At 64.1% G+C, this 26,604-nt stretch carries 22 protein-coding genes; 15 read left to right on the top strand and 7 right to left on the bottom strand.

Annotated features, from left to right (window positions below; genetic code table 11):
* The first annotated feature begins 175 nt into the window (after nucleotides 1-175).
* From C484_RS21355 to C484_RS21345, 3 genes are all read left to right on the top strand, one after another.
* Nucleotides 176-508 (top strand): winged helix-turn-helix domain-containing protein, encoded by a 333-nt coding sequence (locus C484_RS21355; protein WP_006109693.1) that lies wholly within the window; start codon nucleotides 176-178, stop codon nucleotides 506-508.
* A gap of 242 nt (nucleotides 509-750) precedes the next feature.
* Complete coding sequence (locus C484_RS21350) at nucleotides 751-1,026, top strand: PadR family transcriptional regulator (protein WP_006109692.1); 276 nt, start codon at nucleotides 751-753, stop codon at nucleotides 1,024-1,026.
* 317 nt (nucleotides 1,027-1,343) lie between these two features.
* On the top strand, nucleotides 1,344-2,348 hold the full coding sequence (locus tag C484_RS21345) for a DUF1616 domain-containing protein (RefSeq protein WP_006827942.1): 1,005 nt from the start codon (nucleotides 1,344-1,346) through the stop codon (nucleotides 2,346-2,348).
* A 740-nt stretch (nucleotides 2,349-3,088) separates the two neighbouring features.
* On the opposite strand, the gene C484_RS21340 is transcribed toward C484_RS21345, so the two are convergent.
* Nucleotides 3,089-3,625, bottom strand: a complete 537-nt coding sequence (locus C484_RS21340) for a DUF7344 domain-containing protein (RefSeq protein WP_006827941.1) — start codon at nucleotides 3,623-3,625, stop codon at nucleotides 3,089-3,091.
* A 468-nt stretch (nucleotides 3,626-4,093) separates the two neighbouring features.
* Here C484_RS21340 and C484_RS21335 point away from each other — a divergent pair, with 468 nt between their 5' ends.
* From C484_RS21335 to C484_RS21315, 5 genes are read left to right on the top strand one after another with little or no spacing between them, the layout of a single operon-like run.
* Nucleotides 4,094-4,672: an acyltransferase gene (locus C484_RS21335; protein ID WP_049915889.1), complete on the top strand. Its 579-nt coding sequence runs from the start codon at nucleotides 4,094-4,096 to the stop codon at nucleotides 4,670-4,672.
* Nucleotides 4,669-5,916 (top strand): DegT/DnrJ/EryC1/StrS family aminotransferase, encoded by a 1,248-nt coding sequence (locus C484_RS21330; RefSeq protein WP_006827939.1) that lies wholly within the window; start codon nucleotides 4,669-4,671, stop codon nucleotides 5,914-5,916. Before C484_RS21335 ends, C484_RS21330 begins: the two co-directional genes overlap by 4 nt.
* Nucleotides 5,913-6,917 carry a Gfo/Idh/MocA family protein gene (locus C484_RS21325; RefSeq protein ID WP_006827938.1) on the top strand — a complete coding sequence of 335 codons (1,005 nt, stop codon included), beginning with the start codon at nucleotides 5,913-5,915 and terminating at the stop codon, nucleotides 6,915-6,917. Before C484_RS21330 ends, C484_RS21325 begins: the two co-directional genes overlap by 4 nt.
* Nucleotides 6,917-8,473 carry a nucleotide sugar dehydrogenase gene (locus tag C484_RS21320; protein WP_006827937.1) on the top strand — a complete coding sequence of 519 codons (1,557 nt, stop codon included), beginning with the start codon at nucleotides 6,917-6,919 and terminating at the stop codon, nucleotides 8,471-8,473. The genes C484_RS21325 and C484_RS21320 overlap by 1 nt, the downstream gene beginning before the upstream one ends.
* Entirely contained in the window at nucleotides 8,460-9,533 is a 1,074-nt protein-coding gene (locus C484_RS21315) for a glycosyltransferase family 2 protein (protein ID WP_006827936.1), read from the top strand. The genes C484_RS21320 and C484_RS21315 overlap by 14 nt, the downstream gene beginning before the upstream one ends.
* A gap of 20 nt (nucleotides 9,534-9,553) precedes the next feature.
* Here C484_RS21315 and C484_RS21310 read toward each other — a convergent pair whose 3' ends face one another.
* On the bottom strand, nucleotides 9,554-10,651 hold the full coding sequence (locus tag C484_RS21310) for a DUF354 domain-containing protein (protein WP_006827935.1): 1,098 nt from the start codon (nucleotides 10,649-10,651) through the stop codon (nucleotides 9,554-9,556).
* A gap of 151 nt (nucleotides 10,652-10,802) precedes the next feature.
* Here C484_RS21310 and C484_RS21305 point away from each other — a divergent pair, with 151 nt between their 5' ends.
* Nucleotides 10,803-11,732, top strand: a complete 930-nt coding sequence (locus tag C484_RS21305) for a glycosyltransferase (protein ID WP_006827934.1) — start codon at nucleotides 10,803-10,805, stop codon at nucleotides 11,730-11,732.
* A gap of 150 nt (nucleotides 11,733-11,882) precedes the next feature.
* Complete coding sequence (locus C484_RS21300; protein WP_006827933.1) at nucleotides 11,883-12,230, top strand: hypothetical protein; 348 nt, start codon at nucleotides 11,883-11,885, stop codon at nucleotides 12,228-12,230.
* A gap of 114 nt (nucleotides 12,231-12,344) precedes the next feature.
* Here the strand turns inward: C484_RS21300 and C484_RS21295 are convergent, their stop codons facing one another.
* Genes C484_RS21295 through C484_RS21280 form a run of 4 tightly spaced genes read right to left on the bottom strand, consistent with a single transcriptional unit; the run spans nucleotide 12,345 to nucleotide 16,670 of the window.
* Nucleotides 12,345-13,442 (bottom strand): NAD-dependent epimerase/dehydratase family protein, encoded by a 1,098-nt coding sequence (locus tag C484_RS21295; protein WP_006827932.1) that lies wholly within the window; start codon nucleotides 13,440-13,442, stop codon nucleotides 12,345-12,347.
* Nucleotides 13,442-14,557 carry a hypothetical protein gene (locus C484_RS21290; RefSeq protein ID WP_006827931.1) on the bottom strand — a complete coding sequence of 372 codons (1,116 nt, stop codon included), beginning with the start codon at nucleotides 14,555-14,557 and terminating at the stop codon, nucleotides 13,442-13,444. Before C484_RS21290 ends, C484_RS21295 begins: the two co-directional genes overlap by 1 nt.
* The gene (locus tag C484_RS21285) at nucleotides 14,554-15,663 is read right to left on the bottom strand and encodes a Gfo/Idh/MocA family protein (RefSeq protein WP_049915864.1); all 1,110 of its coding nucleotides are present in this window, start codon (nucleotides 15,661-15,663) and stop codon (nucleotides 14,554-14,556) included. Before C484_RS21285 ends, C484_RS21290 begins: the two co-directional genes overlap by 4 nt.
* 56 nt (nucleotides 15,664-15,719) lie before the next feature.
* Nucleotides 15,720-16,670 carry a polysaccharide deacetylase family protein gene (locus C484_RS21280; protein ID WP_006827929.1) on the bottom strand — a complete coding sequence of 317 codons (951 nt, stop codon included), beginning with the start codon at nucleotides 16,668-16,670 and terminating at the stop codon, nucleotides 15,720-15,722.
* Nucleotides 16,671-16,912: 242 nt separating this feature from the next.
* Between C484_RS21280 and C484_RS21275 the strand changes: the two genes are divergently transcribed.
* Nucleotides 16,913-18,511: an alkaline phosphatase family protein gene (locus tag C484_RS21275; protein WP_006827928.1), complete on the top strand. Its 1,599-nt coding sequence runs from the start codon at nucleotides 16,913-16,915 to the stop codon at nucleotides 18,509-18,511.
* 113 nt (nucleotides 18,512-18,624) lie between these two features.
* Entirely contained in the window at nucleotides 18,625-19,092 is a 468-nt protein-coding gene (locus C484_RS21270) for a hypothetical protein (RefSeq protein WP_006827927.1), read from the top strand.
* 60 nt (nucleotides 19,093-19,152) lie between these two features.
* Here C484_RS21270 and C484_RS21265 read toward each other — a convergent pair whose 3' ends face one another.
* Nucleotides 19,153-20,565 carry a hypothetical protein gene (locus tag C484_RS21265; RefSeq protein ID WP_006827926.1) on the bottom strand — a complete coding sequence of 471 codons (1,413 nt, stop codon included), beginning with the start codon at nucleotides 20,563-20,565 and terminating at the stop codon, nucleotides 19,153-19,155.
* A gap of 399 nt (nucleotides 20,566-20,964) precedes the next feature.
* Between C484_RS21265 and C484_RS21260 the strand changes: the two genes are divergently transcribed.
* From C484_RS21260 to C484_RS21250, 3 genes are all read left to right on the top strand, one after another.
* Nucleotides 20,965-22,776: a hypothetical protein gene (locus tag C484_RS21260; protein ID WP_006827925.1), complete on the top strand. Its 1,812-nt coding sequence runs from the start codon at nucleotides 20,965-20,967 to the stop codon at nucleotides 22,774-22,776.
* Between the two features lie 447 nt (nucleotides 22,777-23,223).
* Entirely contained in the window at nucleotides 23,224-24,168 is a 945-nt protein-coding gene (locus C484_RS21255) for a hypothetical protein (RefSeq protein WP_006827924.1), read from the top strand.
* A 490-nt stretch (nucleotides 24,169-24,658) separates the two neighbouring features.
* Complete coding sequence (locus tag C484_RS21250; protein ID WP_006827923.1) at nucleotides 24,659-26,350, top strand: hypothetical protein; 1,692 nt, start codon at nucleotides 24,659-24,661, stop codon at nucleotides 26,348-26,350.
* Nucleotides 26,351-26,604 lie beyond the last annotated feature (254 nt).

Genomic DNA, 26,604 nt, shown 5'->3' with positions numbered 1-26,604 from the left:
CGGTGGGAAACGACGCTGTGACCGTGAATCTCACTGACCGAAAGGATCGGTTTCGATATCGAAATCCCATGTTTCGCGCCGGAATGCGTGACTTTCCGTCTCGAAGGCACATCGTTATAAAATACCGCTTTCGCTTACCAGTTTGATTGCTGGACCATACCAGGTGAGTACGACGATGTCCACGAAAGCGAGTAATACCCAATCGAACCCGGCGACTGAGTCGACAGTCCAACTCGACGTTCTCGGCGACGAATGCGCGCGGACGATCCTCGTCGCAACGAGTTCAGGACCGAAGACGGCGAAGGAACTGACCGATCGGACTGATAGCTCGTCCGCGACGGTGTATCGACGGATAAATAATTTGCTCGAGGGAGATCTCCTCGCCGAATGTGTTCGGTTCGAGGACGACGGATCGCACACGACGGCGTACGAGGCGACCGTCGAACAGGTGCGCGTCCGGATTGACGACGAGGGTATCGATGTCGCGCTCTCTGTGACCGACGAGTGACGGAGTATGCGCGGAGGGGCGTGCGTGCGTATGTCATCCGCCCGTTCGTGATGTTGGGATGTTAATAATCGTGAAAAATACAGACAAGCCGATATTCAGGGTTCTTGGACAGTCATGAACGGATGGTTGTCACGGGAACAATCGATTTAGACACTTTGAAAAATACTGAAAGAAGTACTAACAGCACTGTATGATACGGATAACAAATATCTATTCTGTGGTACGGTCACTGTGATTGAGCAATGCACGATCTGACCGGTTTCCAGCGCGATCTGCTGTACGTCATTGCAGGCGCAGACCAGCCTTCTGGACAGACTGTCAAGGACGAAGTCGAGAAGTACTATAGTTCGGAGATCAATCACGGACGGTTGTATCCGAACCTGGATACGCTCGTCAACAAAGAACTGGTCGAGAAAGGGCAGCTCGACAGGCGAACGAACTACTACGCGATTACCGATGATGGGCGCCAACAGATCGATGACCGGCGGGAGTGGGAGGAACAATACGTCGACTTCTGACCGCGGTAGCCGTCTTTTTCTGCAGTTCCGTATGCGTGCGGTGACGAGTGCAGAGCGACTGCTCGGTCTGTGTCCCTGAGGTCGGGATAGAACGTCCGAGACAGGCCAGGACATCGGGAACTGCGCTGTGGGTCGTACACCGATGGCTGATAGTGGGATCAAAAAATGATAGCAGATTGTAATATACCGCACATAACAAAGCGGACATTCGTGGAGGCGAGAGACGAGATGGTTGTTACAGCGCGTTCGAGTTCCGTGACGAGTTCAATCACTGTGAGTATCGATGGCCCCGTCGGGCGTGCGGTGGTGTTGCACAGATGAGTTTACGAACGAGCACGCAGACCCGGCTCGGGTCTGTACGACGGTATCCTGGCGATCTGGCGATCGTCTCGCTCGTTGCGATCGGCGCGTACGTCGCCGTCACGAGTGTGGCTGACGAGACGGCGCTGCGGCTGCTTGCGGCATTGCCGCTCGTGCTGTTCGTCCCGGGATACGCACTCGTCTCGGTACTGTTTCCAGCGGGCGAGCGCGACGCCCGGGAGACGACCGCGACGGCCGTCGATGCCGAAACCTATCCGCGAGGCATCGACGTGGTCGAGCGACTCGGGTTGGCGCTTGCGGTTTCGGTCGCCGTCGTGCCCCTGCTCGCACTCGGGTTGGCGGTTACCGAGTGGGGACTTGGAACTGTGTCGACCGCGGCAGCACTCTGTGTGTTTACCGTCGTGGTGGCACAGATCGGCGTGATTCGCCGGCTTCGCGTCCCCGAGGCGAAACGGTTCCGGGTCGCACCGATTGCCGCTCTGGCCGGCTTTCGCCAGGGTGAGAGCGGAGCTGTAACCGTCACGTCGCTGCTTCTCGGGGTTGCAATCGTCGTCGCGGCCGGGGCCCTCCTCGTTGGCCTGATCGCACCGGTCTCCTCCGGTGGGTTTAGCCAACTCGCTCTGTACACGGAAAACGAGAGCGGTGACCTCGTCACCGGCGGCATCCAGGACGAAGTCGCACCCGGCGAGTCGGTTCCCGTTACGGTCGAAATGGAGAACCAGGCGGGTGAAGAGATGACATACACGGCCGTCGTCCAACAACAAACGCTCGAAGACGACGCGGTCGTCGACCGAACTGAACTCGACACGATCAGTGCGACCGTTACAGACGGTTCGAGTGTACAGGAAGAACTCGAGGTGACGCCGACAGCGGAGTCAGGTGAAACCGTTCGTATTAGCGTGCTCCTCTACGAGGACGAACCGCCGAGCGAGCCGACGGCCGAGGACGCCCTCGCCGAGACGACCTTCTGGGTGACGGTGACCGAAGACGCCGGCGCGTAGCGGATTCGCTGTACCGCCTTTCGTCGCTTCCTGGTGGAGAGTACCACACTTTTTAGTCAGTAATTCAGCTGTGGCTTCGCAAACGAGTGACCGACGAGCATTCTGCCGTCGCGACCGCCATCGCCACCGTCCGGTGCGGCGATTGCGACGAACTGGAATCCCCTGAGACGATGACCGCGCATGCGTTCTCAACATCTCAGAAACGGTGTTTATGGCGCTTGAAGTGGCTGTTTTGGCACCCGTGAGGAAAACGGAGGCACCTGACGATATCGTGCCGGTCACTGCGGTCAATGCCGGGGATGGGGAGACAATCGCACCGGTCGAAGCGCTTGGTCGCGAGGGCTCGTTCGCTGAGCTAGTTGGTAGCGTTTCGAGTCCGACCGATCCGGACGGATCGTTGCCGAGCAGATCGACGCTGCCCCTGCGGACGAGCACGGCCCGATCACCCGATAGTATCGCGCTCGCTTCCGAACACGCCTCGTCGCCGATCCTGACCGAATGTATTCCGAACGGCTCGGCGTTGTCGATCTCGTCTTCCACCCGCGCTCGTTTTGGCGATGGTTGTGCGACTGGGCGTGATGACGTGTGCGGCGTAACCGGCTCTGTTACCCGTCCGTCAGTCAGCCCGTGTCGCGGCGCTCACACTCATCGTGGGTGACGGCGCGCTGACGAGCGGCCACAAACGGCTGTGTGAAGGGTGGGCGTTCGAACAGGGTCGAGGGCGCTCCTGTCCGAGAACACTATCGACTCGCGGAACCGAACGGCAGCTCGAGGTCGGGCCGCCGCGAGACGTGCTGTGCGATCGAGACCGCGAAGACGCCGACACAGACCGCGAGTGCGACAAACGGTGCGACAGCGGTCGTCAGCGGGCCAACGGCGAGCCACGCAACTGCGAACACACCGACTCCGAGCGCCGAGACGACCGCGTAGAACCGGTGCCAGGGTCGCTGTGCACCGAGTCGTCGGTCGAGGTACGGCTCGAAGAGTTCGTCGCTCGGCAAGAGCGTGATGCTGTGGCTGTCGGGGTCCCAGTCGACGATGCCGTGGTCTTCGAGCATCGGCAGGTGAGTCTGGTACAGCGAAATGTAGACCCGTCGGCGCTGGGTCCGCGTGACATCGTCGGGATCGGTATCGTTCTCCCAGGCGGCGACCTGTTCGACGAGCGGTGCGAGATCGCAGGTGCTGCCCTGGCGTTTCAGGTACTGTACCGCGCGACGCCGGCGGGCATTGCTGAACACGTCGAAGAGTTCAGCCTGTGTGAACTCCTGATCAGACATGGGTGCCCTCACGGTCCCGAATCGGCTGTCGATCGGGGGTGTTCGAATACCTCACGTCACCGAGTGAGAGACACTCGACCTTTACTATCGCGCGGCTACCTGCTCGAAACCCGATTGTACCGGTTAGCGTTCGTGAAAGACGCCAGATCCAACGATTCACGGCATCTGTGGGGTGATACGATCGATGAGGGTGTCGGGTGTGGCCCGTTCTGTAGGGAGGGCGTAGCTCGGTCTCGTCGCTGTAGTTCGTGGCTACGAACTCGTCAAGACGGGGATAACAAAACCTCGTTACCGGCTGTATCAGGACGATTCCCTCGCGGGTATCGAGTAACCAATGACACAGCATAACCGACGACGATCCGCTGCGGTGGCGTGTACGACGGGGCTTCTCAGTCTCGAGCGGGCGATCGTCGACCGACCGCGGCAGCGACGGACCGAGCGACAGTCACGCGGTGGAGGGCCGAACAGATGACGGCGTTCGAGTCAGGCGAGGACTGTACGATCGATCCCGAGGCGACGGTTGGCTACGGCGAGTTCGACGAACCGACGCTGCTCGGCGACGGCGCGACGATCAGGGCCGGCTCGATCGTCTACGGGGACGTGACGATCGGTGACGAGTTCACGACGGGCCACGACGTGCTCGTTCGTGAGGCGACCGCGATCGGCGACGACGTGCTCGTCGGGACCAAGACGGTCATCGATGGGCAGACGACGATCGGCTCGCACGTGAGCCTGCAGACGAACGTTTACGTGCCGACGGAGACGCGGATCGGCTCGAACGTCTTCATCGGTCCTAGTGCGGTGCTGACCAACGACGAGTATCCGGTTCGTACCGACAACGGTCTCGAGGGACCGACGATCGAGGACGGCGCATCGATCGGCGCGAACGCGACGCTGTTGCCGGGCGTGACGATCGGTGAGGGCGCGTTTGTCGCGGCTGGTGCGGTCGTTACGGACGACGTTCCGCCCGGTCGGCTCGCCGTCGGTGCGCCGGCGACGATCGAATCGCTTCCTGGGCCACTTGACGGACCGAATCAGCTCGCATGACTGAAAAATCGCCAGACGATTCGACGGAGAGTGAGGCGAAGCGCGACACGGACCGACCGATTCGGCGGGATCGGACCGCACCCGACGGCGGAACCGAGGCCAGAACCGACACGAGTGCCGTCGAACCCGTCGACGACGTTCCGATCGCGGATCCGGATCTCAGTTCGACGGAGATAGAGCGCGTCAGAGCGGTGTTGGAGGATGGAATGCTCGCCGACGGACCCGAAGTCAGGGCCTTCGAGGGCGAGTTCGCCGGGTTCTGTCGGACCCAGGCCGCGGTTGCGACCTCGAACGGGACGACTGCCCTTCACGCCGCGCTCGAGGCGTTCGGCGTCGGCGAGAGCGACGCGGTCGTCACCTCTCCGTTCTCGTTCGTCGCGAGTGCGAACGCGATCCGGCTTACGGGGGCGACGCCTGTCTTCGCGGATATCGACCCCGACACGTACACGCTCGATCCGACTGCTGTCGAGCGCGTGCTGGCGGAACGCGACGACATCGTCGGCCTCCTGCCGGTCCACCTCTACGGCCTGCCGGCGCGGATGCCGGAGCTGTGCGATCTCGCCGAGGAGCACGACCTCTTCGTCCTCGAAGACGCCTGTCAGGCCCACGGCGCGACGGTCGACGGCAAGCGCGTCGGCGGGCTCGGCGACGCTGCCTGTTTCTCGTTCTATCCGACGAAGAACATGACGACCGGCGAAGGCGGCATCGTCACGACCGACCGCGAAGACGTTGCCGAAAGCGTCAGACAGTACGTCAACCACGGCCGGGCCCCCGGCGAAACCGGCGGCTACGACCACGTCACCCTCGGTCACAACTACCGGATGACAAGCCTGGCCGCCGCCATCGGCCGCGTCCAACTCCAGCGCTTGCTCGAGTTCAACGAGGCGCGTCGGGACCACGCCGCCTCCTACGACGATCAGTTTGCGGAGTTGCCGCTCGAGACGCCGACGGTGCCGGAGGGATACGGTCACGTCTACCACCAGTACACGGTGCGGACAGAGGAGCCGGCCGAGCGGGACGCGCTCGCGGACGCGCTCGCGGAGCGCAACGTCGACTCGGCGATCTACTACGATCCGCCGATCCACCGCCAGTCGGCCTACGAGACGGTGAGTACGGCTGCTGCGTCGCTGCCCGAGGCGGAGCGAGCGGCCGAGACCGTTCTCTCACTGCCGGTCCACCCGAGTCTCTCCGAGCGCGAGCGCCGAACCGTCGTCGAAGCCGTCCACGATCACTTCAATCTATGAGTACGGAAGGAACGCGATCTCCATCGACACAACCGATCCGGGTCGGCGTCATCGGCGTCGGCTCCATGGGGAAGAATCACGCGCGCGTCTACAACGAATTGCCCGGCGTCGAACTCGTCGGCGTCGCCGATCACGACGCGAGCGTCGCAAAACAGGTCGCCGCGGAGTACGGCACGGCGGCGCTCGACAGCGAGACGCTGTGCCGCCGGTGTGATGCCGTCACGGTCGCCGTGCCGACGCCCGTCCATTACGAGACGGTGTCGACCTGTCTCGACGCCGGCGTGCATGTTCTGGTCGAGAAACCGATCGCCAGAACCGTCGAGGAGGGCCGCGCGCTGGCCGAACAGGCGCGGGACGCGGGACTCGTCCTGCAAGTCGGCCACATCGAGCGGTTCAACCCGGCCGTCCAGACGGTGATGGAACTCATCGAGGACCTGGACGTGATCAGTCTCGAAGCCGAGCGCCTCGGCCCGCCGGTCGACCGGACAACCCGGGCAAACGTCGTTTTCGACCTGATGGTCCACGACGTCGACATCGTCGGCTCGATCCTCGACGACCGGCCCACCTCGGTCAACGCCATCGGCACCGACGACGGCCAGTACGCGACCGCAACGATGGCCTACGACGACGTGGTCGCCTCGCTGACCGCGAGCCGCGTCACCCAGAAGAAAGTACGCAAACTCACCGTCACGGCCCGCGAGTGTCTCGTCGAAGTCGACTACCTGGAGCAGTCCGTCCTGATTCACCGCGACTCCTACCCCGAATACCTCACCGACGACGGACCGAACCGCTACCGCCACGAGAGCGTCGTCGAAAACGCCCGCGTCGACAACGGCGAACCGCTGCGCCACGAACTCGAGTCCTTCGTCAACGCGGTTCGAACCGGCGTCGAACCGGCAGTTACGGCCGAAGACGGCGTCAGAGCGCTTCGGACCGTCCAGACGATCGAGTCGCTCGTCTCGGGGGAGACCCCGCGCCGAGAACAGGAGGTGGAAGCCTGATGCAGACGGGTGACGCGCCTGAACAACCGGAATCGGCCCGGGAGACGGCACTCTACGGCACGACTGTCCCAGCCGACCGTCAACGAGAGCGCCTTACCGACGGAGACGTTCCGGTCGCCGTCTACGGGCTCGGGAAGATGGGCCTCCCGCTCGCAGCCGTCTACGCCGAAACAGCCGGTAACGTGACCGGCGTCGACATCGACCCCACCGTCGTCGAGGCCGTGACCACCGGCGAGAGCCACGTCGTCGGCGAACCCGACCTCGCCGAACTCGTCGCCGAACAGGTCCGACAGGGACGGCTCGACGCCACGACTGACGGCCCCGCTGCCGCCACCGAGGCCCGAGTTCACGTCATCATCGTCCCGACGCTGCTAGACGAGGAGAACGAGCCGAATCTGACGACGGTCGAATCCGTCGCCGCGGACATCGCGGCCGGCCTCTCGCCCGGCGACCTGGTCATCGCCGAGTCGACCCTGCCGCCGGGAACGTGCCGGGACGTACTACAGCCGTTCCTAGCAGCCGAAAGCGGACTCGATACGGATGAGTTCGGCCTCGCGTTCTGTCCCGAACGGACCTCCTCCGGAACCGCGCTGCGGGACATCCGCGGCCAGTACCCGAAGGTCGTCGGCGGTATCGACGACGAGAGCACCCGCGCCGCGGCGCTCGTCTACGACGAACTCTCGGCCAACGACGTGCACCCGGTCGCCGACGCGACGACCGCGGAGGCCGTCAAGGTGTTCGAGGGGATCTACCGCGACGTGAACATCGCGCTGGCGAACGAACTCGGTCGGCTTGCAGACGACCTCGACATCTCGGTTCGCGAGGCCATCGAGACGGCCAACGACCTGCCGATGTGCCAGCTCCACGACCCCGGTCCCGGCGTCGGCGGCCACTGCATCCCCTACTACCCGCACTTCCTGCTCTCGCGGATGGACGAGCCGATGGCCCTCACCCGAACGGCGCGAGCGGTCAACGAGACCATGCCCTCGGTCGTCGTCGACCGACTCGACCGCGAACTCGCGGCCGTCGGCACCGACCTGGACGGTGCGTCGATCGCCGTTCTCGGAATCACCTACCGCCCCGGCGTCGAGGAAACGCGGGCCTCGCCCGCGCTGGGGGTTATCGACGAGCTTCAGGAACGCGGTGCCGACGTTGCGGGCGTCGATCCCCTGGTCGACCCCGCCGACTACGGCGCGCGACCCCTTTCGATCGACGAGTTCGGATCGTCGGCAGTCGACGGCGCGGTCGTCGTCACCCCCCACGACGAGTTCAGTCGTATCGACTGGGACGCCGCGGAGCCGATGGTGGTCGTCGACGGTCGGGACGCAACTGAACTCGAGGGGACGACACACCGCGTGTACACGCTTGCGGGGTCGCGACGCGGCCGACCGCCGCGGCCCGGCACTGGTAGTACCAGCAGTGAGGGTGACGCCAGCCCGACGGACGCCGTCGGCGGGGAGAGTGACGGCCGGCGGCCGAGCGAGGACGCCGGCGACGACTCGCCGAACGAATCAGCGGCGAACCGAACGGGTGGTGGAACCGATGTACAGGGGTAAATCGATCGGCGTCGTCGTCACGTCCTACAAGGAGTCGGCGTTCGTCGATCGGGTGATCGAGACGGTGCCGTCGTACGTCGATCGGATCTACGCCGTCGACGACGCCTCGCCGGACGATAGCTGGGCGGTGATTCAGCGGGTTGCAGCCCGCGTCAACGCCGAAAGCGAGCCGGAGCGAGCCGTCGCCGACGGTGGCGACGGTCGCCGCGTCGTCCCGGTCCGCCACGACGAGAATCGGGGCTACGGCGCAGCGGTCAAGACAGGATACGAGCGCGCCGCACGCGACGGGATTGACGTCGTCGCCGTCATGAACGGGGACGGCCAGATGGACCCGACGATCCTCGAGCGGATCATCGATCCCGTCGTTGACGGCGAGGCCGACTACGCGAAGGGGAATCGGCTGCTGTACGCCGAAGACCGCGAGGGCATGTCGACGTTCCGGTTCGTCGGCAACGCGCTCCTCTCCGGGCTCTCGAAGTTCGCCTCGGGCTACTGGACGATCAGCGACCCGCAGAACGGCTACACCGCCATCTCGCGCGAAGCTATCGACGAACTCGACCTGGACGCGATTACGGACCAGTACGGGTTTCTCAACCACATCCTCACGCACCTCAGCGTCAACGACTGCCGCGTCGCCGACGTGTCGATGTCGGCGCTCTACGGCGACGAGGAAAGCAGCATCAGGTACGCCCCGTTCGTTCGGTTCGTCTCGCTGCTCCTCCTACGGAGCTTCTACTGGCGGCTCAAACGCCAGTACGTGATCGAGCGCTTTCATCCCGCTGTCCTGTTCTACGGGGCTGGAACGGCCGGACTCGCCGTCGGGAGCGGCGGCCTCGCCGGTTCGATCGTTCAGGCTGCACGCGGCAGGGACGGGTTCACGGGCGCGCTCGCATCCGTTCTCGCAGTACTGGTCGGCGTCGTCTCCCTCGGCGTCGCGATCTCGATGGACGCAGCGGAGAACGAATCGCTCCAACGAACCCGGTACGAGGACAGTACCGACCGCGAACGAGCCGCCCTCGAGCAGCCGGCCGAGCCGAACCGGACCGACTCGCCCGAGTAGCCTGTTTTTCCGTCTCCCGCTCACCGTACCGCCGATCGCGGGCGCAACACCGCGCGCACCGGTGAGTCGAGTGCAGCGAGATCCCCGCGGACCTCGGCGACGGCGACGAGCAGATCGGTCAGGTTCACGAGATCGCCGACGTACGCCTGCCGGCGGCGCTGCCAGCGGTCGGTGGCGTCCGTCCGAACGAGTTCGACCGCCCGGTCGCAGAGTGCGGCGTAGTCGTCGAACTGCTCGGCCAGACCCGCGCGTTCGAGTTCGCTGAACTCGCCGTACTCGTGGTCGTCGGTCCCCTGGTAGCGAAGCGCCGGCGTCCCGAGCAAGCCGGCCTCGTTGACCATCGTGCCCGTATCGGCGACGAGCAGGTCGGCTCCCGCCATCGCGTCGTGGATCAGCGCCGGATGGAGGTCGTAGGGTCTGGCTGGCAGGTCGCCGAAGTCCATCGTCCCGCTCTCGTCCGAGACGAAGACGGTCGCGTGCTCGCTCAGCCGTTCGAGGAGATCGCGCCGCTGGTCCCGCGAGAAGCCCTCAATATTGGCATCGTGGAGCGCGTCCATCGCGTTGAAGCGAACGAGCGCGTACGACTCGTCCGGATCGAGCGCGAGGAACTCGTGAATTGCTCGATCCGCCTCGAAGACGTCGGGGTGGAGATACGCACACTCCTTGAACCCGTCGAAGGTGTAGTGGTCGTCACCGAGGTCGCGACGCGTGACGTCCGGCGACAGGATGCAGTCGGCGAACGGTCGGGAAACGGTGTGGTTGAAGTCGCCCGGCTCGTCGTCCAGCACGAGGACGACGGGCGTTCGGGTGACGGTCCCCGCCAGCGCGGCGTACGGGCCGCGACCGAAGACGACATCGGGATCGAACCGTCTCGCCTCCCAGACGATCCGGCCGAACTGCTCGCCCAGCTCGCGAGCGAGTTGCGGTTTCGATGGCACGCGCGTCTCGTGGGTCCCGTACCGCCGGTAGGGCAGCCCGAAGAACTCGAGTAGGTCGGTCGTACAGGCGTACTCCCGGGTCAGAACGAGCACCTCGTGACCCGCCTCCGCGAGGTGATCGACCGCGTGCCGATACAGATGCACGTGCGCGGGAGTGTTGGCAAAGACGAGAACTCGCATCGCCCACAGCTAGACGCTTCGGCTGCTTTGTAATCGTACACGTACAGTAGAACGTGTAAAACACCCATAATCGGTATATTCACCCCCGTATGACCGTTCAGAAAAGGTTCTGGATAACAAAACGCCGCCGGTGAGAGAGACCGATACCGAGATGCACGTGCTCACGCTGACGACGAACGCCGATGCGCCGTTTTTAACCGAGCAGATGCGTGCACTCGAACGGCGCGGCGTCACCTTCTCGACGCTATCGGTGTCGGGAACGGTCGACGGCGAAACGTCACGAAGCCCGCTCGAGTACCTCAAGTTCTTCCCCTCGGTACTCCGCGAGGCCGGCAACGGCTACGACCTGATCCATGCCCACTACGGCCTGACGGCTCCGATGGCGCTCGCACAGGTCCGCAAACCCGTCATCCTCTCGCTGTGGGGCTCCGATATTTACGGCCCCGTCGAACCGGTGAGCCGAGCCTGCGCGCCGCTGTGCGATGAACTCGTGGTCATGTCCGAAGAGATGCGGACGTACCTGGGTAGAGACTGCACCGTGATCCCCGACGGCGTCGATCTCGAGAAGTTCCGGCCGAGCCCGCAACGTCGCGCCCGCGAGGCGGTCGACTGGGACGACGACGCTCACCACGTTCTCTTTCCCTACACGCCCGAGCGCGAGGTGAAGAACTACCCGCGAGCACGGCGGATCGTCAACGCGGTCAACGGTCTGGTCGACCGCCCGGTGCGGCTGCACACGGTCTACGACGCCGACCACGACGAGATCCCCGACTACATGAACGCCGCCGACGCCCTGCTTTTGACCTCGCACAGCGAGGGCTCGCCGAACTCGGTGAAGGAAGCGATGGCTTGCAACCTGCCCGTCGTCGCGGTTGCTGTCGGCGACGTTCGAGAGCGACTCGAGGACGTCTCACCGTCCTGTGTCGCAACGAGCGACGAAGCGTTGATCGATGGCCTCCGAGACACCCTCGAACGCGGCGATCGATCGAACGGCAGGGAGGCCGCACAGGAGATTAGCGTCGATCGGACGGCGGAGCGCTGGCTCGACGTGTACGAACAGGTCGCGTACGGGAACTACTGAAAGTCAGTTTCCATCCGGTCGGACAGCCCTCGCGCGATCGATGTGTACGCGGTTCCATGTATTCCTCTAGCGAGGCGATTTACCGACTCTCGCCGGCACGTATCGATCACGTTGTTTAAATATCATGTCTTCTATTCCAACACTCGTCCAATGATTCTGACCGTCCTCGCAGGCTTCGCCCTCCTGTACCTCGGATTCGGTGCCGTCATCTCGGTACTCATCTACCGGGACGCGAAACAAGCTGAACTCGACGGACCGCGAAAGTGGGCCGCGTTCGTCCTGCTCACTGGCGGTATCGGCTTCCTGTTGTATCTCTCGGAGAAGGATACTGCAGTCCACGATCCCGCCGATGCAGACCCGTTTTCGCTACCCGGATCGTCGACCGACACTACCAGTACTGATACTGAGACGGGAACCGGTACTGGCACCGACGCAGACAGCACCACCAATACCGACACTGATACCACCACCGACCAGCAACACGACACCGCCGAGTAACGGAACTGTCCACTTTTCGCTATCCCGTGCCGTGGTGCGTTCGAGTCGAACCACGAGTCGGACCGCGGGCACTCATGCAGCCACACACGGATACCGATCTACTCGCCGCCGGCGTCACCGATCCGCTGCTCGATACCACTCGATCGCCGCCGGCAAGTGCGCCTCGAGCGGCCGAGACTCGTATCCGAGTTCATCCTGGGCCTTGCGCGAACTGTAGAACAGCCGTTCGGTCGCGAGCCGCGCCATCTTTCGGTCGAACGGAAACACGTGCTGTTCCGTGACCGTTCCGACGACTTCCGCGACCGGCCCGGCCGCGTGGATCGCCGCCGCCGGCACCTGCACACGCGCCGGTGTGCCGTCCGCGCAGTCCGCGATCCGCTCGATCGCCTGCTCGTAGGTGAGGTTCTCGCCACCGAGGATGTAGTGCTCGCCCGACTCGCCGCGTTCGTACGCCGCCAGCAGGCCGTCGATCACGTCGTCGCGGCCGACGATGCTCAGTCCGCCCGGCAGGTAGGCCGGCATCGTCGGCTCGAGGCCCATCGAAAGCAACTGCGCGGTGAACTCGTCGTCGCCCGGTCCGAAGACCGATGTCGGATGGACGGTCACGGCGTCGCCGCCCTCGGCAGCGTATCTGTCGACGAACTGCTCTGCTGTCGCCTTCGAGCGCTGGTAGGCACCGATCGGTTCGACGAGGTCCGTCTCGGTCGCGAGTCCACCGGGCTGGTCCGGGCGGCGGGTGCCGGCGGTGCTGGTGAAGATCAGCCGGCCGGTGTCGGCGTCGCGGCAGGCGTCGAGGACGCTGCCGGTTCCCTCGCGATTGACGCGTTCGACCGTTTCGGGGGATGCGCTCCAGAGGCCGATGCCCGCGAGGTGGAAGACAGCGTCAGCACCGTCGACGAGTTCGCGGAGCGTGGGTCGATCGAAGAGGTCGCCGACGTACCAGTCGACGCCGTCGCGGATGGTCCGTTTGCGATCGGAGGTGGGGCGACAGAGGCCGCGGACGGTCCAGCCGTCGGCGAGGAGCCGGGTGCAGAGTGCGGTGCCGAGAAAGCCGGTCGCGCCGGTGACGGCGGCGGTGGGGGTATCGGTGTCGGTGTCGGTTTTGGATGTCGTGTCGGTTGTGGCGGTGCCAGTACTGGTGTCGGTGCTGGTGCCTGATTTGATTCCGGCCACAGACCCGTCAGCATCCGACTCTGCATTCGATTCCGCCATCAGTGCCCACCTCGCGCGTCGAGCTGTGGCGGAACGGCGTCCCCGCCGACCGCAGCGTAGAGGCGGTAGGCGGCCGAGACGGCGGGGTGCGTTGCGTCAGATGGCGGCAGCGACGCGCCGTCGAGTCGCTCCCGGAGCGTCGCGAGGTGCTGTTCGAAGTCGACGTCGCTGGCGTCCGCTGCGGTTCCGATCGGTGTGACGCGAACCGTCGATAGCTCGCTGTCGCTGTCCGCTGCACCCATCGCCTCGAGTTCAGCTGCGCTCGTCCGATCGGCGGTGCTCGATCGGCCGAGCAGCGATGCGCCGAGGGTGTCGACGGCGGGCGTCGGACCGGCAAACAGGGTGTTCGCCGCGTAGGGAGACTCGCCGTAGGCCGTCGTCGCGTCGAGCAGGGAGCCGCGGGGATCGATCGCGCGGGTTGCTGCAACGGCGGTTGCCGCGGCGTCGGCGACGGCGTCGACAAGCCGCGCGAGCGTTCGCCGTCCGCCCGCGAACGCCCCGGCGTCGGTCGGTCGAAGCGTCGGAACGGTGATCACGGCGCTTTCTCGGAGGCGCACGGGAACCGATACCGCGACGGCGTGGTCGTCGTTCGTGAGGACGTATCGCTCCCGTTCGAGGTCGTCGTCGCTACAATCGACGAGTTCAGCGCCGGTGCGTGCCACCAGGGACGGATAGCCGAGGTAGTCGGTCGTGCGCTCGAACGTGATGGTCGCTGAACTCGTGCCGGCGACGGCGAGCTCGGCGTCCGTCCGGTCGTCGAGGAGGGAGAGGGTTGCGCCGACGAGGGCGGGATCGGTCACCATGCCGGTGGAGGGGTGGAACGGGTAGTGCATGTCGGGAACGAGGGTGATTCGTCCCGGGTTGGTGGTCGAAAGTGCGTCGAGGGTCGGCGAGAGAACGTCCTCGACGGACGGCTCGTAGGCGGCCATCCGCGCGTCGATATCGGGATTCCAGTGTCGAGTGGGCGTGTCGTCACCGTTTCCGCTGTGACCGTCGCGCGGGTCGCGGGGTTCGGTGCCGTCGGTGGTGACAGTATCGGGGGTCTTGGTGTCGATGTCGTCGGTACTTTCGCCGGCCTCGACGACCGTTCCGCGGACGACCGACTCGCCCGTCATCGCGTCACCTCCATCGTCTCGAGTTCATCGGTCTCTCCGTCGGCGGCCAGTTCGTAGGCGGTTTCGGCCAGTTCGAGGCTCCGCTTGCCGTCTTGGCCGTCGATCGGCGGCCGGTCGCCGTTGCGAATTGCGTCACAGAACGCCGAGAGCGCCTTGTAGTGGGCCTGCAGGTAGAACGTGGGGCCGAAGACGTCGGACTCGGAGCCGGTGACTCTGCTTGCGACGTTCGAGAGTGCGGATTTGGCTGCGCTCGCGTAGAAGTTTCCGGGGAGGTGGTCCTGGTTGCTGATCGTCCCGGTGATGCCCTCGAGTCGGAGGCGCGTGTTCACTTCGGGGAGCTGTTCCCACTGGTAGGAGCCGCAGTGGAGCGTGATCGTCGTCTCCGTCTCGGGTGCGTGCAGCAGGACCGTCGCCGCGTCCTCGACGGGGATGTCGAGTGTCGCGCCGGTCGTGGCGTCGTGGACGTCGAGATCGCCGAAGAGCCACTCGAGCACGTCGAAGCAGTGGATGCCGAGTTCGAGCAGCGAGCCGCCGCCGGCCGCGTCGGCGTCGAGCGGCCACGAGGGTGGCGCGTGTTCGACGGGCGGACGGCCGAGCGGGCCGTCGTTGAGCCGCGTAATCGAGGCGTACGGAACGTGCCCGACGGTCCCGTCCTCGTATTCGGATTTGACGCCGATCATGTCCGGCTGGTAGCGAAGCGTGTGGTCGACGCCGACAGCGATGCCGGCCTCGCGGGCCGTTTCGAGCAAGCGGTCGGCTTCCTCAGTCGAGCGTGCGAGCGGTTTTTCGACGAACACATCGATGTCGTTCTCGGCGGCTCGTTCGACCGCGTCGGCGTGGAGAAACGGCGGTAGCGCGACCACGGCCGCGTCGAGTTCTTCCGCGTCGAGCAGGGTCGTATAGTCGTCGTACGTGCTCGGGACGCCGGCGCGTTCGGCCCGGTTGCGGTTCTCGGGCATCGCGTCGGCGGCGGCACGAACGTCGACCGCGGCCATCGAAAGCGCGGATTTCAGGTGAACCATGCCGATATTGCCGACGCCGAGCACGCCGAGCGCGAGTCCACTCGAGCCAGAGAAGGGTAATCGACTGCGGATTGCAGAGCACATCTACGCAAGAACGGGCCGTGGGTGGGCTTTGTTATCGCCGTCGTACAACACGCTTCTCAGTCATCACTCGTGTGCCCGCCATCAACGGCGACGACTCCGCCGTCGACGCCGCGGGCGACGGCCACTCGTCGCGCAACGTCGCCCATCGTTTCGACCGTCAGATCGGTCTCCGCCCGCCGTCGATCGAGGTACTCGAGAATCGCCCGCATGCGCCGGTCGTCGCGGCGGTGCGTGAGGTTGTTCGGGTGCAGCCACATGTGGAAGATGCCGTCGCTACCGACGGCCTCCTCGATCCCCCGCCTGGCCTGGACGACCATCGGGTCCTGCCAGATCGACTCCGCAACCGTCCGCGCCGGCCCCTCGAAACCGAAGAGAAACAGCGAGGCCGGCACGTTCACCAACCCGAACTCGTCTCTGTACGGCTCGACCAGCATCGTCTGATCTCGAACCGTCGAATCGAAGAGCCCGCGCACACCGTCGTGCGTCGGCGACCGTCCTCTGTACGCGCTGATTCCGAATTCGGCGAGCACGTCCCGATGGCCGATATCGTTGCGCGGATAGATGAACGAGTCGACGGGCTGACCCCACGCATCCGCGATCTCGAGACTCCGTTCGAGTTCAGCCACGGCGAGGTCGCGGTCGGTCTCCGGGCGGCCGAAGAGGACGTGCGAAAACGAGTGGCTGGCGAACTCGTGATCGACGTCGGCGGTCAGTAGGGCATCGACGAGATCAGGGCCGAATCGGAGGTCGGGACGGTCGTTCCAGTCGGTTTGCTCGTATTCGAACCAGTCCTCGGGGGCGGGGTGGTCCGCGTGGACGCGGTCGCAGTCTTCGAGCATGAGATGGCCGACGACGGCCCAGGTGGCCGGAATCTTGTACTCGTCGAAGAGGTCGAGCATGGTCGACCAGCCGCGGCGGCCGGCTTCGACCCGGTCGGCGGGCGGCGTTTCGAGATCGTGAAAGCCCCAGCCGAGTTCGGCATCGAGCGAACAAACGACGCTACCCATCGTTCCCACCACGCGGTCGTAGCATACTCGTGGCGGATTTGATCTGCCGGTTTTGTTATTGGTCCCTTTGGGTATGCAGGCGCGCGACCGCAAACGGTATGGTGAGCAAACAATCACGCCGTTGCTGGGAGGACGCGGTAACGTGACCGAACAACGGTCGTTTCGGCTGATCAGTCCGTGAACGTTGTCTATAACAAAGCGATCATCCCGACACCTCCCCGACAGCAGGTTTCTCGACAATCATGAGCGGATCTACTCACCGGACCGGACGAGCGTTCGTCCTCGGCTTAGACGGCGTGCCGTGGCGATTGATCGAACAGTGGAGCGACGAGGGGGCGCTTCCCAACTTCGCCCGACTCCGAGACGAGGGCGCGTCCGGAACCCTCGAGAGCACGCGCCCGCCGACGACGCCACTCGCGTGGCCATCGATCGCGACCGGCGTCTGGCCGGACAAACACGGGATCTACGGCTTCCAGAACCTCTCTAGAACCTACTCCCACGAGATGTACACCAGCCACGACGTTACCCAACCCACCCTCTGGGATCTCCTCTCTCCCGCCCACGTCGGTAACGTCCCGATGACCTACCCCGCGCGTGAACTCGACGAGGACGGCACGATGGTCACCGGAATGATGACGCCCTCGACCGACCAGGACTTCACCCACCCGCCCGACCTCCAGGCCGAGATCGAGTCCCAGGTGCCCGACTACGAGATCAGTCTCGACTACCCCGAGTACGCCGACCGACTCGACGACTTCGAGGTCGCCGTCGACGAGATGCTGGCCAACCGCCGCGAGGTCATGGATCTCCAGTTCGATCGCGCGGGGGCGGAGTGGCGGCTGTTCTTCTTCGTCTACACCGCCCCCGACCGGTTCCAGCACCTCATCTGGGACATGGACCGGCTTCTCGATCATTACCGCAAACTCGACGCCATCCTCGGCGACGTGATCGAGTTCACCGATCGCCACGATGCCGATCTCTACGTCGTCTCCGATCACGGGTTCGGCTCAATCGACCAACTGGTCTACATCAACCACGTGCTGGAACGAGAGGGCTACCTCGCCAGACGCGAGGACGAAGGCACGCGGGGCGCGCTCGCGAGTCTCGGCATCTCCCGCGACCGGATCACCGACGTGCTGGCGCGGGTCGGCATCTCCGAGGAACTGCTCGTCTCGACGCTCCCCCGGACGCTCGTCGACTCGGTCGCCGAACAGATCCCCGGTGATCACGCCCTCTACGACGTCAACTACGAGGAGACGACCGCGTTCGTTCACGGTGCCGGCAACTGCTACGTCAACGACACCGACCGCTTCGAACACGGCATCGTCCCGCCGTCGGAGATCGACCGCGTCAAAACGGAACTCGTCGAACTCTTCGAGTCGGTCACGGACGAACGGGGGGATCGCGTGCTCACCATCGCCGACGGCGACGAACTCTTCCCGACCGACGACGGCTCGCCGGATCTCGTCGTCAACGGCGTCGACGGCTACGACTGCCGGAACGCGATCACCGACCAGCTGTTCGGCGACACCGGGACGTACGCGGCCAGCCACCGGAGCGAGGGAATTATTCTCTGTCGGGGACCGTCGATCGAACCGGGAGCAACCCTTCGCGGTGCCCGCGTCGTCGACGTTGCGCCGACGCTGCTCCACGGCATCGGCGAACCGGTCCCGAAGAACGTCGACGGGCGCGTCCTCTTCGACGCCTTCGATTCGGCGGCGACGCCCTCGCAGACGAAAGTCGAGCGCACCGCCGTCTCACAGCCCGAAAACGGCGAGGCAGTCGACGATGACTTTACGGATGTCGAAGACCGACTGAAGGGGCTCGGGTACATGGAGTGATCGCGCACCGCGAGGTCGTCGCTTCGGTTGCACCCCTCATCCCGTCATCCGATAGCGACTACTCCAACGCTTGCAAGCACAGCGGCTACCGTCCTCGCGACCAACCCATCACTATGGTCGACGACGACCTCGAACTCGAACGCGACCTCGGTGAGGCAACGATCGTCTACGACGAACCCGACGAGGGAACGGTCCGAAAGACCGTCCCGAACGAACACGTCGCCTACTTCCAGGACCACTGGATCATCAAGACCGACGAGGACGACGAGGGCAACGATATCGTCCGGCGAATCCCGGCCCGACGAGTTCACTACGTCGAACGCTCCGTCGAGGAGTTCCAGTCGGAGGTCAAGACGCTGGCCGATCAGGTGCAGTCGGTCGCCTCGTCGCTCCGGACGAAGATTCCGGTCGGCGGGGAGTCGGGGGGACGAGGTGGGAAAGCGGCGGACCGAAGCGAAACTGACGAGGAGGTCCACCCGATCGAAATCACGCCCGGACGGGCGGACGAGTCCGATGCGGACGCGGATACGGATACGGATGCGGATCGAGACGCGGACGCCGATTCCGACACCGACAGCTAAGCAGATCGACGGCTGAACTCGCGAAAAGTCGCCGTTCACGGCCCCGCTGGTCTTCCCTTCTTATCGCCCTAGCCGCACCCGGTGAAGACCGGTCTTCATCGTCTTCCAGACCGGATACGCCGTGTTGTAGACGCTCCCCGGTGCGTTCCTCGCGCCCGCTCGAAGCACCCTATGCGATAGTGGCGGCCCCGACTCGGAGACGAGTTCGTCCAGATCCGCCGTCTCGAGCCACGTGAAGAACTCGCGTTCGGCGGCCGATTCGGGCTCGCGGTCCGTCTCGCGCACGCGCTCGCGGATGTCTTCCCACATGTAGCGTTCGTCTTGCCCGAGCACCCACGTCCCTTGCTCGAGATCGCGCCGGAGGTCGCGGTACTCCGCGTCGGTGAACGGGTAGCCGTGTGCCTGCGGGTCGAGTCCCGAGAGGCGGAGGCCGACGGCGGTTCGATAGCACTTTTCGCACCGGCCGCAGTTACCGTCCAGCCGCGTGTTGCAGGTCTGGAGTTCGAGATCCGGGGCCTCGCGCTCGACGTGGTCGGCGATCAGATCGAGGCGCTCCTGGCGGGGGAGGTCGTACGCGTCGTGGTGGCACTGCGTGCCGGTCCAGCGGACGTGATTGTCGATGTCGGGTCGCGAGCCCCATTCGAGATCGATGCCGTCCCAGTGGGTCGCGGCGACGTACAGGTCATCGATGCCGCGGGTGTACGCCATCGGCGCACAGAGGCCAAGCAGGCCGAGGCCGTGGCCGACCGAGCTGTACCAGCCGCCGTCGACGTAGCGTTTGTAGTGAGCGAGAAGCATTGCGTGATCGAGCGCCGACAGGGCGTTCGTCTCGATGAATGCCGTGTCGAGGTCGCGGTCGTCGGCGAACGCCGAGACGCGTTCTCGCAGCGTCGCCCAGTCCTCGTCGTCGGCCGGGTCCGGCGTGATCGTCCAGCCGCGGAGACTGACGAGCGTGGGCGCTTCCTCGCGGTGGCGGACGTACGAACAGGTCGAGTCGACGCCACCGGTGAAGAGGAGCGCGCTGTCGCTGTCGTCGTCGCTGTTGCGAGCGCTATCGCCGTCGGTACCGCTACCACCGGTGCCAGTGCCGGTTCCAGGGGCGTCGTCGGAGCCGCCGTTCCGCTCGCCATCGCCAGTGTCATCGCCATCGTGAACTCGGCGAGCGTACAGCTCGCCACCCTCGAGAAAGTCGTGCATTCGACACAGCGACTCCTGAACCGCCGCAAGCGCGTGCGCGAACGATCCGTCGACCGTCTCGACGTACACGTCCGCACCGTTCGCCCAGGCGACGGGACACACCTGTGCGAGGATCGGAATTACGAGAATACCGTCCGGAACGGATTCGATCGAACGGTCGTAGTTGACGGTGATCGGCTCACCGGTGAAAAAGCGCTGCAGATCGGACGACGGGTGCACCTCGCACGCGAGTGTCGACCCGGAGACAGTCGGCCGGTCGAGAGTGATCGATGACATAGCTGAACTCGTTGTCCCGAGGACTACGGAGGGCTACAAAAACCATCAGAACCGTTGATCGGTCGGGGACGATGAAATCGATCCATAGCCGACCCTCCGCTGTTCGACAACGACGCCGTACACGATACAACGTCGCCCTTCAACGGCCGTGGCTGTCGAACGGGTTCCAGCGCAGTCCCCCGAGTTCAGCGTGTACGACGACCGTACCGGTTACGCGATGACTCCGGGTGGTGGCTGGAGAGTCGCCAGGAAACGCCGTGTCGACGACTGTCAAACCCGTTCGTTTTTCCTGCATTCACACCCTGTCTGATAGGTTCCCTATAACAAACGCCCCATTCGACGAGGCTTCGAGCAAGCAATGTGTCCAACCAGTTGGCTGCATCGTGGAGGTCTGAGACGATGAACCGATCAGTGCTCAACGTGACGTACGCGGTCGGCTTTTTCGCCCTCGCTGCGGGACTCCTCGTCGCGAGGGCGAATCCGGCAACGGCGTACGAACCGTCGCTGTTTACCGCGACGCCGACGGCCGTCTGGGTCGGATTCGGAATCGCACTCGCGATCGCGCTCGTCACGGCGCTTGCCTGCCGCGGCCGCCAGCAAGCGATCGGGATCGCACTCGGTGCGACGACGGTAACGGCGATCGTGAGCCTGCCGCTGATTCGGAACTACCGCTTTGCCGGGATGGGTGACGCGCTGACTCACCTCGGGTGGACGCGGGACATCGTCAGCGGCAACTTACAGCCCCACGAGCTGTTCTATCCGGGATTGCACTCGCTCGCATCCGTCTTGCACTTCGTCGCCGGCGTCCCCATCGAGCGGGCCCTGTTGCTCACTGTCGTCGTCCTGTTCGTTCCGTTCCTGGTGTTCGTGCCGCTCGTCGTCCGCGACATCTCCGGCAACGGGCTCGCAGTCGGCGTCGCCGCGATCGTCTCGTGGATGGTCCTACCGATCAACAACATCGCGACGCACATGGGCGTGCACACGAACTCGAACGCGCTGTTTCTCGTTCCGGTCGTGTTGTTCGCCTTCGTCGCGTACCTTCACCGCCGGTCGACGGTCGAGCGGCTGCCGCTCGGACTCTCGCCGTTCAGTGCCTTGCTGTATCTCACCGGGATCGCACTCTTGCTCGTGCACCCGCAGCAGATGATCAACGTCGTCGTCCTCGTTGGGACCGTCGCGGGCGTGCAGTACCTCGCGCGCTGGCGGTACAGCGATCATCCGATGCTCGACCACCCGACGGCCTACACGCACGCGATCGTCCTCGGCGTCATCTTTGCGGCCTGGGCGTTGGCGAACGAGCGATTCCAGAGTGCGCTGTCCGGGCTGGTCACCGGGATGCTGTCGGCGGATATCAGCGGCGGACAGACGGTCGACCAACGCGGGGCGTCGCTTACCGAGATCGGCGGCAGCCTCGGCGAGTTGTTCGTTCGGATGTTCCTCAATGCGGCTGTGATCGGACTGCTCGTCGCGCTCTTCGTGCTGGTCATGTGGCTCGGCTGGACGAAAGTCGACCGCGAGACCTCGGCGTTCGTCACCTACTTCGCGATCGCGCTCTTCCCGCTCGGCGGCATCTTCCTGCTTTACTTCGTCGGGACGCCGACGATGGCCTTCCGACAGGTCGGATTTATCTACGTCGTCCTGACGATCCTCGCGGGTGTCGCGATCGCTCAGGGTATCGGCGGGCTCTCACGGTACTTCACGAGGCCCGGAGCGAACACGGTCGCCGCCGTCGCCCTCGGCGCGTGTCTCGTCCTCGGGCTGGGGACCATCTACGCATCACCGTTGATCTTCAGTCCGAATCAGCACGTGACCGACCAGCAGTACAGCGGCTACGAGACGAGTTTCGACCACGGCGTCGATGACCAGCCGTACGCCGGGCTCGGATACGATCCCTACCGGTACGATCACGGTATCTACGGCCTCGAACGAGAGGCTCCACTGACGAGCGCCGGCACCGCGAGCGGCGAAGTCGATCCCGACGAGTTCGAGGCGGGCAACTACACGGGCGCGTATCGTGGATCCGACTACTACTTCGCCGTCACGGAATACGACGTGACGAGGGAAATCGAGGTCTACCAGGAGCTACACCACAGCGAGGACGCATTGAGTGACGTCTCGCAGCAACCGGGCGTGAACAAGGTGGTCTCCAACGAGGAGTTCGAGCTGTACGCGGTCGAGTCGACGAACGCGACTGACGGTACCACCGTATAGCGTACCGATCTCCGAACCGATTTCTCCGACCGATTTCGGCTCACGACTGACACGGACTGCTGTCAGTCAGTGCCGGCGCACCCCGATCCGTCCTCGGTTACGCCGGGAAATCGGTACGACAGCCTGTCTGAACTCTCGCCGACGACAGCGCGGGTAATTACGGACTATTCACTGTTTCAGTGCGGATCAGCCGATCAGCTGTGACGAGTTAGCACACCGGTCAGAAGACGGAAAACGGGTGGTATAGCTTCTTAAAATGCGAGTAAGAACGTATTGACTCGGAAAGCCCCTGTTGTGAGAACCGTTTTCACCGTTCATCGTTCGTATCTTCGTGAACGAGACGGGCTACATTGTGAGCGAAACCGTAGTGTTACAAAGAATCTCTATAAATTTAATCTTCAGATCCAAAGAAAGGTTTATGGGCATAAGGTGTTGTTACGGAATTGTATGGCGCAGCATTCCCGTACGTCCGAAACGGAGACGACTCCGAACAACGGCTGTAATTCCGGCTTAACACGCCGAAACTACGTCCAATCGATCGCGGCGGTCGCGGCCGCAGCGACGACGCTCGGTGCAGCCGGGACGGCAGCGGGCCAATCGGACTACGAACGTATCGACGCCGAAGGGCAGACGATCACGATCGAGTCCGGTGACACGTGGGAGAACAAACTCATCGACATGACCACCGGCCAGGATATCGTCATTACCGCGCAGGGTAGTGACTGGACGATCCGAAACATCGGATTTACCGGTAAAAACACCTCCGGAACCGGTTCTGCTACCTTCGGTATCTCCGACTCCGGCGGCGAGAGTTCGATCGAGAACGTCTACCTCGGGGACGGGACCGACGAGCGAAACGGCAGCTCGAGCGGCCACGGCCAGACCGCCTTCTGGGTCAATCCGGATCACGCCGGCCACATCGACTTCCAGAACGTCAACATCCAGAACTTCGCGGACAACGCCATCTACGGCTCCGCGCCCGGGACCGGCGGCGGCGGTACCCTCCACATCGACAGCTGTTTCGCCGCAAACTGTTACGTCTCTCACTTCCGCGTCGCGACGGAAGGCAGCAAGATCACGAACTCGAGCGTCCTCGTCGACGACGAGGGCTACCAGGGCCGCGGCATTTGGGCCTGGGCACCCGGGACGATCGAGGTCGACAACTGCCAGATCGAGATGAACGGACAGAACACTGCTATCGACGCCGGTGCAAACGGCTCCGCCACCGAGGTCGTCGTCAGCGATAGCGACTACGACGAGGAAGCCGGTATCGCCGAAAACGCCGGCTCGACGGTCGAACTCGGTGACAGCGTCGGCACCGACCCCGAGGCAGTCATCCCCGACGGCGTCCCGACCGACGCCGAGGCTGCGGCCTCCGGCAGTTCCGACTGATCGCTCGCCGTCCTCGTCCTCCTGACGGCGGCCCTCCACCACAGCCCCGCTGACGGGTCTGCTCTCCTTTTGCTGTGTCGTCTTCCGTTCCGATCTAGCCGTCGCCATCGTTTCTCTGTAGCTCCCACCGATTTGCCACTCCCGTCGAAACGAGTTCAGAACGCGTCATGTTCTCGATTCGGACGCGACCGGTTGTATAACCTATATGGTATTGATTCGCCGTGTCGAGCGGTAATACGGTATTACTCGCCGGACTGAGTCGACGTGGCGAAACGCGTTTCGGCTGTGAAGATAGATAGTTTTGTGATCGAACACTCAGACCATATCTACCGTCTGTAAATTTTAGAGATTAGATAAGAGAAAGTTTCTTGTAGTAGTCCCAAATTACTCGTAGTACATGGCACGCGAACGTTCGGTACCGGGTGACGGTTCATCCGGGGATAAGGCAGTGACAGGCGGTAATACTGGATTACTCGGCCGTCGATCGTATATGAAACTGGCCGGCGCAACGACTGCAGCGACGGCGTTTGCCGGCACCGTCGGCGCGGCCGACGAGGCCGACTACGAAACGATCGCCGCACAGGGTCAGGTCATTCGGATCGGGCAGGGCGAGACCTTCGAGAACAAACTGATCGACCTGACGACCGGCGACAGCGTCGTCTTGCTCGTCGAGGGCGGCAATTCGACGATCCGCAACGTCGGCTTCGAGGGGCTCCACCGCGGAGACGGCTTCATGATCTCGATCACGGCTCCAAGCGGAGACGTGCTGATCGAAAACGTCTACCTCGGCGACGGCTCGACCAAGGAAGGCGAGAGCTTCGTCCACGGTCCCGGCGCAGTGTTCTACCACAAGGACGCGTCCTGTAACATGACGTTTCGCCACTGTAACGTCCAGGGATGGCCGAACAACGGCTTTTACTGCTCCAACACTGCCTCCGGCGGCTCGGCCCACTTCGACCGCTGCTACGGCAAGAACAACGGCGTCAGCACGTACCGTGTCGGCGGCGGCGACGACACCATTGTCGACTCCGTCGCGTACAACGACGACACCGACTACGGTCCCGGCTGGGGTGGCTACACCGAGGCCCATGGTCGCTCGGTCTGGGTCTGGCCCGGCGACACCGTCTCGATCGAGAACTCGCACTTCGCCGACGGGCCGTACCCGCACGCGATGGTCCTCCGCGGAAGCGGGACCGCCCAGATGTCCGGCGGTGCCATCGACGGCAACGTCCAGGGCAGCGGTCTCGAACGGACCAACGTCTCGAGTTCACCCGAACTCTCGGTTCCCGACGGAACCCCGACCTCGGCGGTCGAGGCTGCCTCGGGGGGCGCAAGCGATTCGACGACCAGCGGTGAGACGGACGCTGCCACGGACGAAGACGACACCGAGGACGGGCAGTTGTTGCTCGTCGAGGGCGACAGCGCGGACGTGACCCGCTACGAGTTCGCGGTCGAGGGCTCGGTCGAGCAGGCGACTACCGAGGGCGCGACGATCGATAGCGAAGACGAACTCGGGGACGGCCGCGTTCACGGCGTTGTCGCCGACTGGAAGGACGCGTTCCGGTTCGAGGGCGAACTCTCGTCGCTGACCGTCGATGGCCCGGGACGAGTGCTCGTCGAGGGCGAGGAAGTCGACCCCACAGACTACGGCGAGGCGCTCCCACACGAACTCGAAATCGACAGCCGCGGCACGCCGACGAGTTACGAGATCACGGTCGACGGCACGATCGAACTCGACGCCGACGAGGATCCGGACGACGAGGCGACGACGATCTCCGGCTCGACGGTCCAGAGTTCGGTGACGGACTCGACGCAGGTGTTCCGGTTCTCGGGGGCGCTGACGGACGTGACGTTTACCGACGGCGAGGCGGCCGTCTTTCTCGACGGAGAACGGATCGATCCTGCAGCGTACGGCGACACTGAACTGCTGCCACACGCGCTGGTTATCGACGGCTCCGGCACCGACGAGCCCACGTCGTACGCCGTGACGGTCACTGGGGAGATTGTCAAAGCCGATCCCGGCGAAGCGACTGTCGACGCCGACGACACAATCGCGGACGGTACCGTTCGCGGCGTCGTCGATACCGAACTCGACGCCTACTGGTTCGCGGGTGAACTCGGAGACTTCTCGCTGTGTGGGAACGCAGCGGTAGACGTGCAGTACAACGCGCGGGATCAGTAGTTGCGTCGGGAGTTGAGAAGGAGAGATTGCGGGCCCGAGGCTGAGACGGTCCGCTGTACCGATTTCCCGGTGTAACCCGAGACGGATTGCGGGTTCGCCGGCACTGACTGATGGCAGTCCAGATGAGAAATCAGCTTCCGAACCAAAACCGGTCGTCGAGACTGTCGGTTGTGAACGGATCGTGGTGTCGTCTCGGCGCTGTGTGACAGTACACGCGGTGTTCGGTAGTCCCACTCACTGACTGTCCGGAAGCC

Origin of the sequence: Natrialba taiwanensis DSM 12281 (assembly GCF_000337595.1) — an archaeon.
Lineage (GTDB): Archaea > Halobacteriota > Halobacteria > Halobacteriales > Natrialbaceae > Natrialba > Natrialba taiwanensis.
The sequence above is the reverse complement of the archived record's forward strand: the minus strand, read 5'-3'. Positions and strand labels throughout refer to the sequence as shown.

Bases quoted from the DNA above. Each gene is read 5' to 3' on its own strand.
- C484_RS21355 (WP_006109693.1), top strand. From the start codon at position 176: ATGTCCACGAAAGCGAGTAATACCCAATCGAACCCGGCGACTGAGTCG.
- C484_RS21350 (WP_006109692.1), top strand. From the start codon at position 751: ATGCACGATCTGACCGGTTTCCAGCGCGATCTGCTGTACGTCATTGCA.
- C484_RS21345 (WP_006827942.1), top strand. From the start codon at position 1,344: ATGAGTTTACGAACGAGCACGCAGACCCGGCTCGGGTCTGTACGACGG.
- C484_RS21340 (WP_006827941.1), bottom strand. From the start codon at position 3,625: ATGTCTGATCAGGAGTTCACACAGGCTGAACTCTTCGACGTGTTCAGC.
- C484_RS21335 (WP_049915889.1), top strand. From the start codon at position 4,094: ATGACGGCGTTCGAGTCAGGCGAGGACTGTACGATCGATCCCGAGGCG.
- C484_RS21330 (WP_006827939.1), top strand. From the start codon at position 4,669: ATGACTGAAAAATCGCCAGACGATTCGACGGAGAGTGAGGCGAAGCGC.
- C484_RS21325 (WP_006827938.1), top strand. From the start codon at position 5,913: ATGAGTACGGAAGGAACGCGATCTCCATCGACACAACCGATCCGGGTC.
- C484_RS21320 (WP_006827937.1), top strand. From the start codon at position 6,917: ATGCAGACGGGTGACGCGCCTGAACAACCGGAATCGGCCCGGGAGACG.
- C484_RS21315 (WP_006827936.1), top strand. From the start codon at position 8,460: ATGTACAGGGGTAAATCGATCGGCGTCGTCGTCACGTCCTACAAGGAG.
- C484_RS21310 (WP_006827935.1), bottom strand. From the start codon at position 10,651: ATGCGAGTTCTCGTCTTTGCCAACACTCCCGCGCACGTGCATCTGTAT.
- C484_RS21305 (WP_006827934.1), top strand. From the start codon at position 10,803: ATGCACGTGCTCACGCTGACGACGAACGCCGATGCGCCGTTTTTAACC.
- C484_RS21300 (WP_006827933.1), top strand. From the start codon at position 11,883: ATGATTCTGACCGTCCTCGCAGGCTTCGCCCTCCTGTACCTCGGATTC.
- C484_RS21295 (WP_006827932.1), bottom strand. From the start codon at position 13,442: ATGGCGGAATCGAATGCAGAGTCGGATGCTGACGGGTCTGTGGCCGGA.
- C484_RS21290 (WP_006827931.1), bottom strand. From the start codon at position 14,557: ATGACGGGCGAGTCGGTCGTCCGCGGAACGGTCGTCGAGGCCGGCGAA.
- C484_RS21285 (WP_049915864.1), bottom strand. From the start codon at position 15,663: ATGTGCTCTGCAATCCGCAGTCGATTACCCTTCTCTGGCTCGAGTGGA.
- C484_RS21280 (WP_006827929.1), bottom strand. From the start codon at position 16,670: ATGGGTAGCGTCGTTTGTTCGCTCGATGCCGAACTCGGCTGGGGCTTT.
- C484_RS21275 (WP_006827928.1), top strand. From the start codon at position 16,913: ATGAGCGGATCTACTCACCGGACCGGACGAGCGTTCGTCCTCGGCTTA.
- C484_RS21270 (WP_006827927.1), top strand. From the start codon at position 18,625: ATGGTCGACGACGACCTCGAACTCGAACGCGACCTCGGTGAGGCAACG.
- C484_RS21265 (WP_006827926.1), bottom strand. From the start codon at position 20,565: ATGTCATCGATCACTCTCGACCGGCCGACTGTCTCCGGGTCGACACTC.
- C484_RS21260 (WP_006827925.1), top strand. From the start codon at position 20,965: ATGAACCGATCAGTGCTCAACGTGACGTACGCGGTCGGCTTTTTCGCC.
- C484_RS21255 (WP_006827924.1), top strand. From the start codon at position 23,224: ATGGCGCAGCATTCCCGTACGTCCGAAACGGAGACGACTCCGAACAAC.
- C484_RS21250 (WP_006827923.1), top strand. From the start codon at position 24,659: ATGAAACTGGCCGGCGCAACGACTGCAGCGACGGCGTTTGCCGGCACC.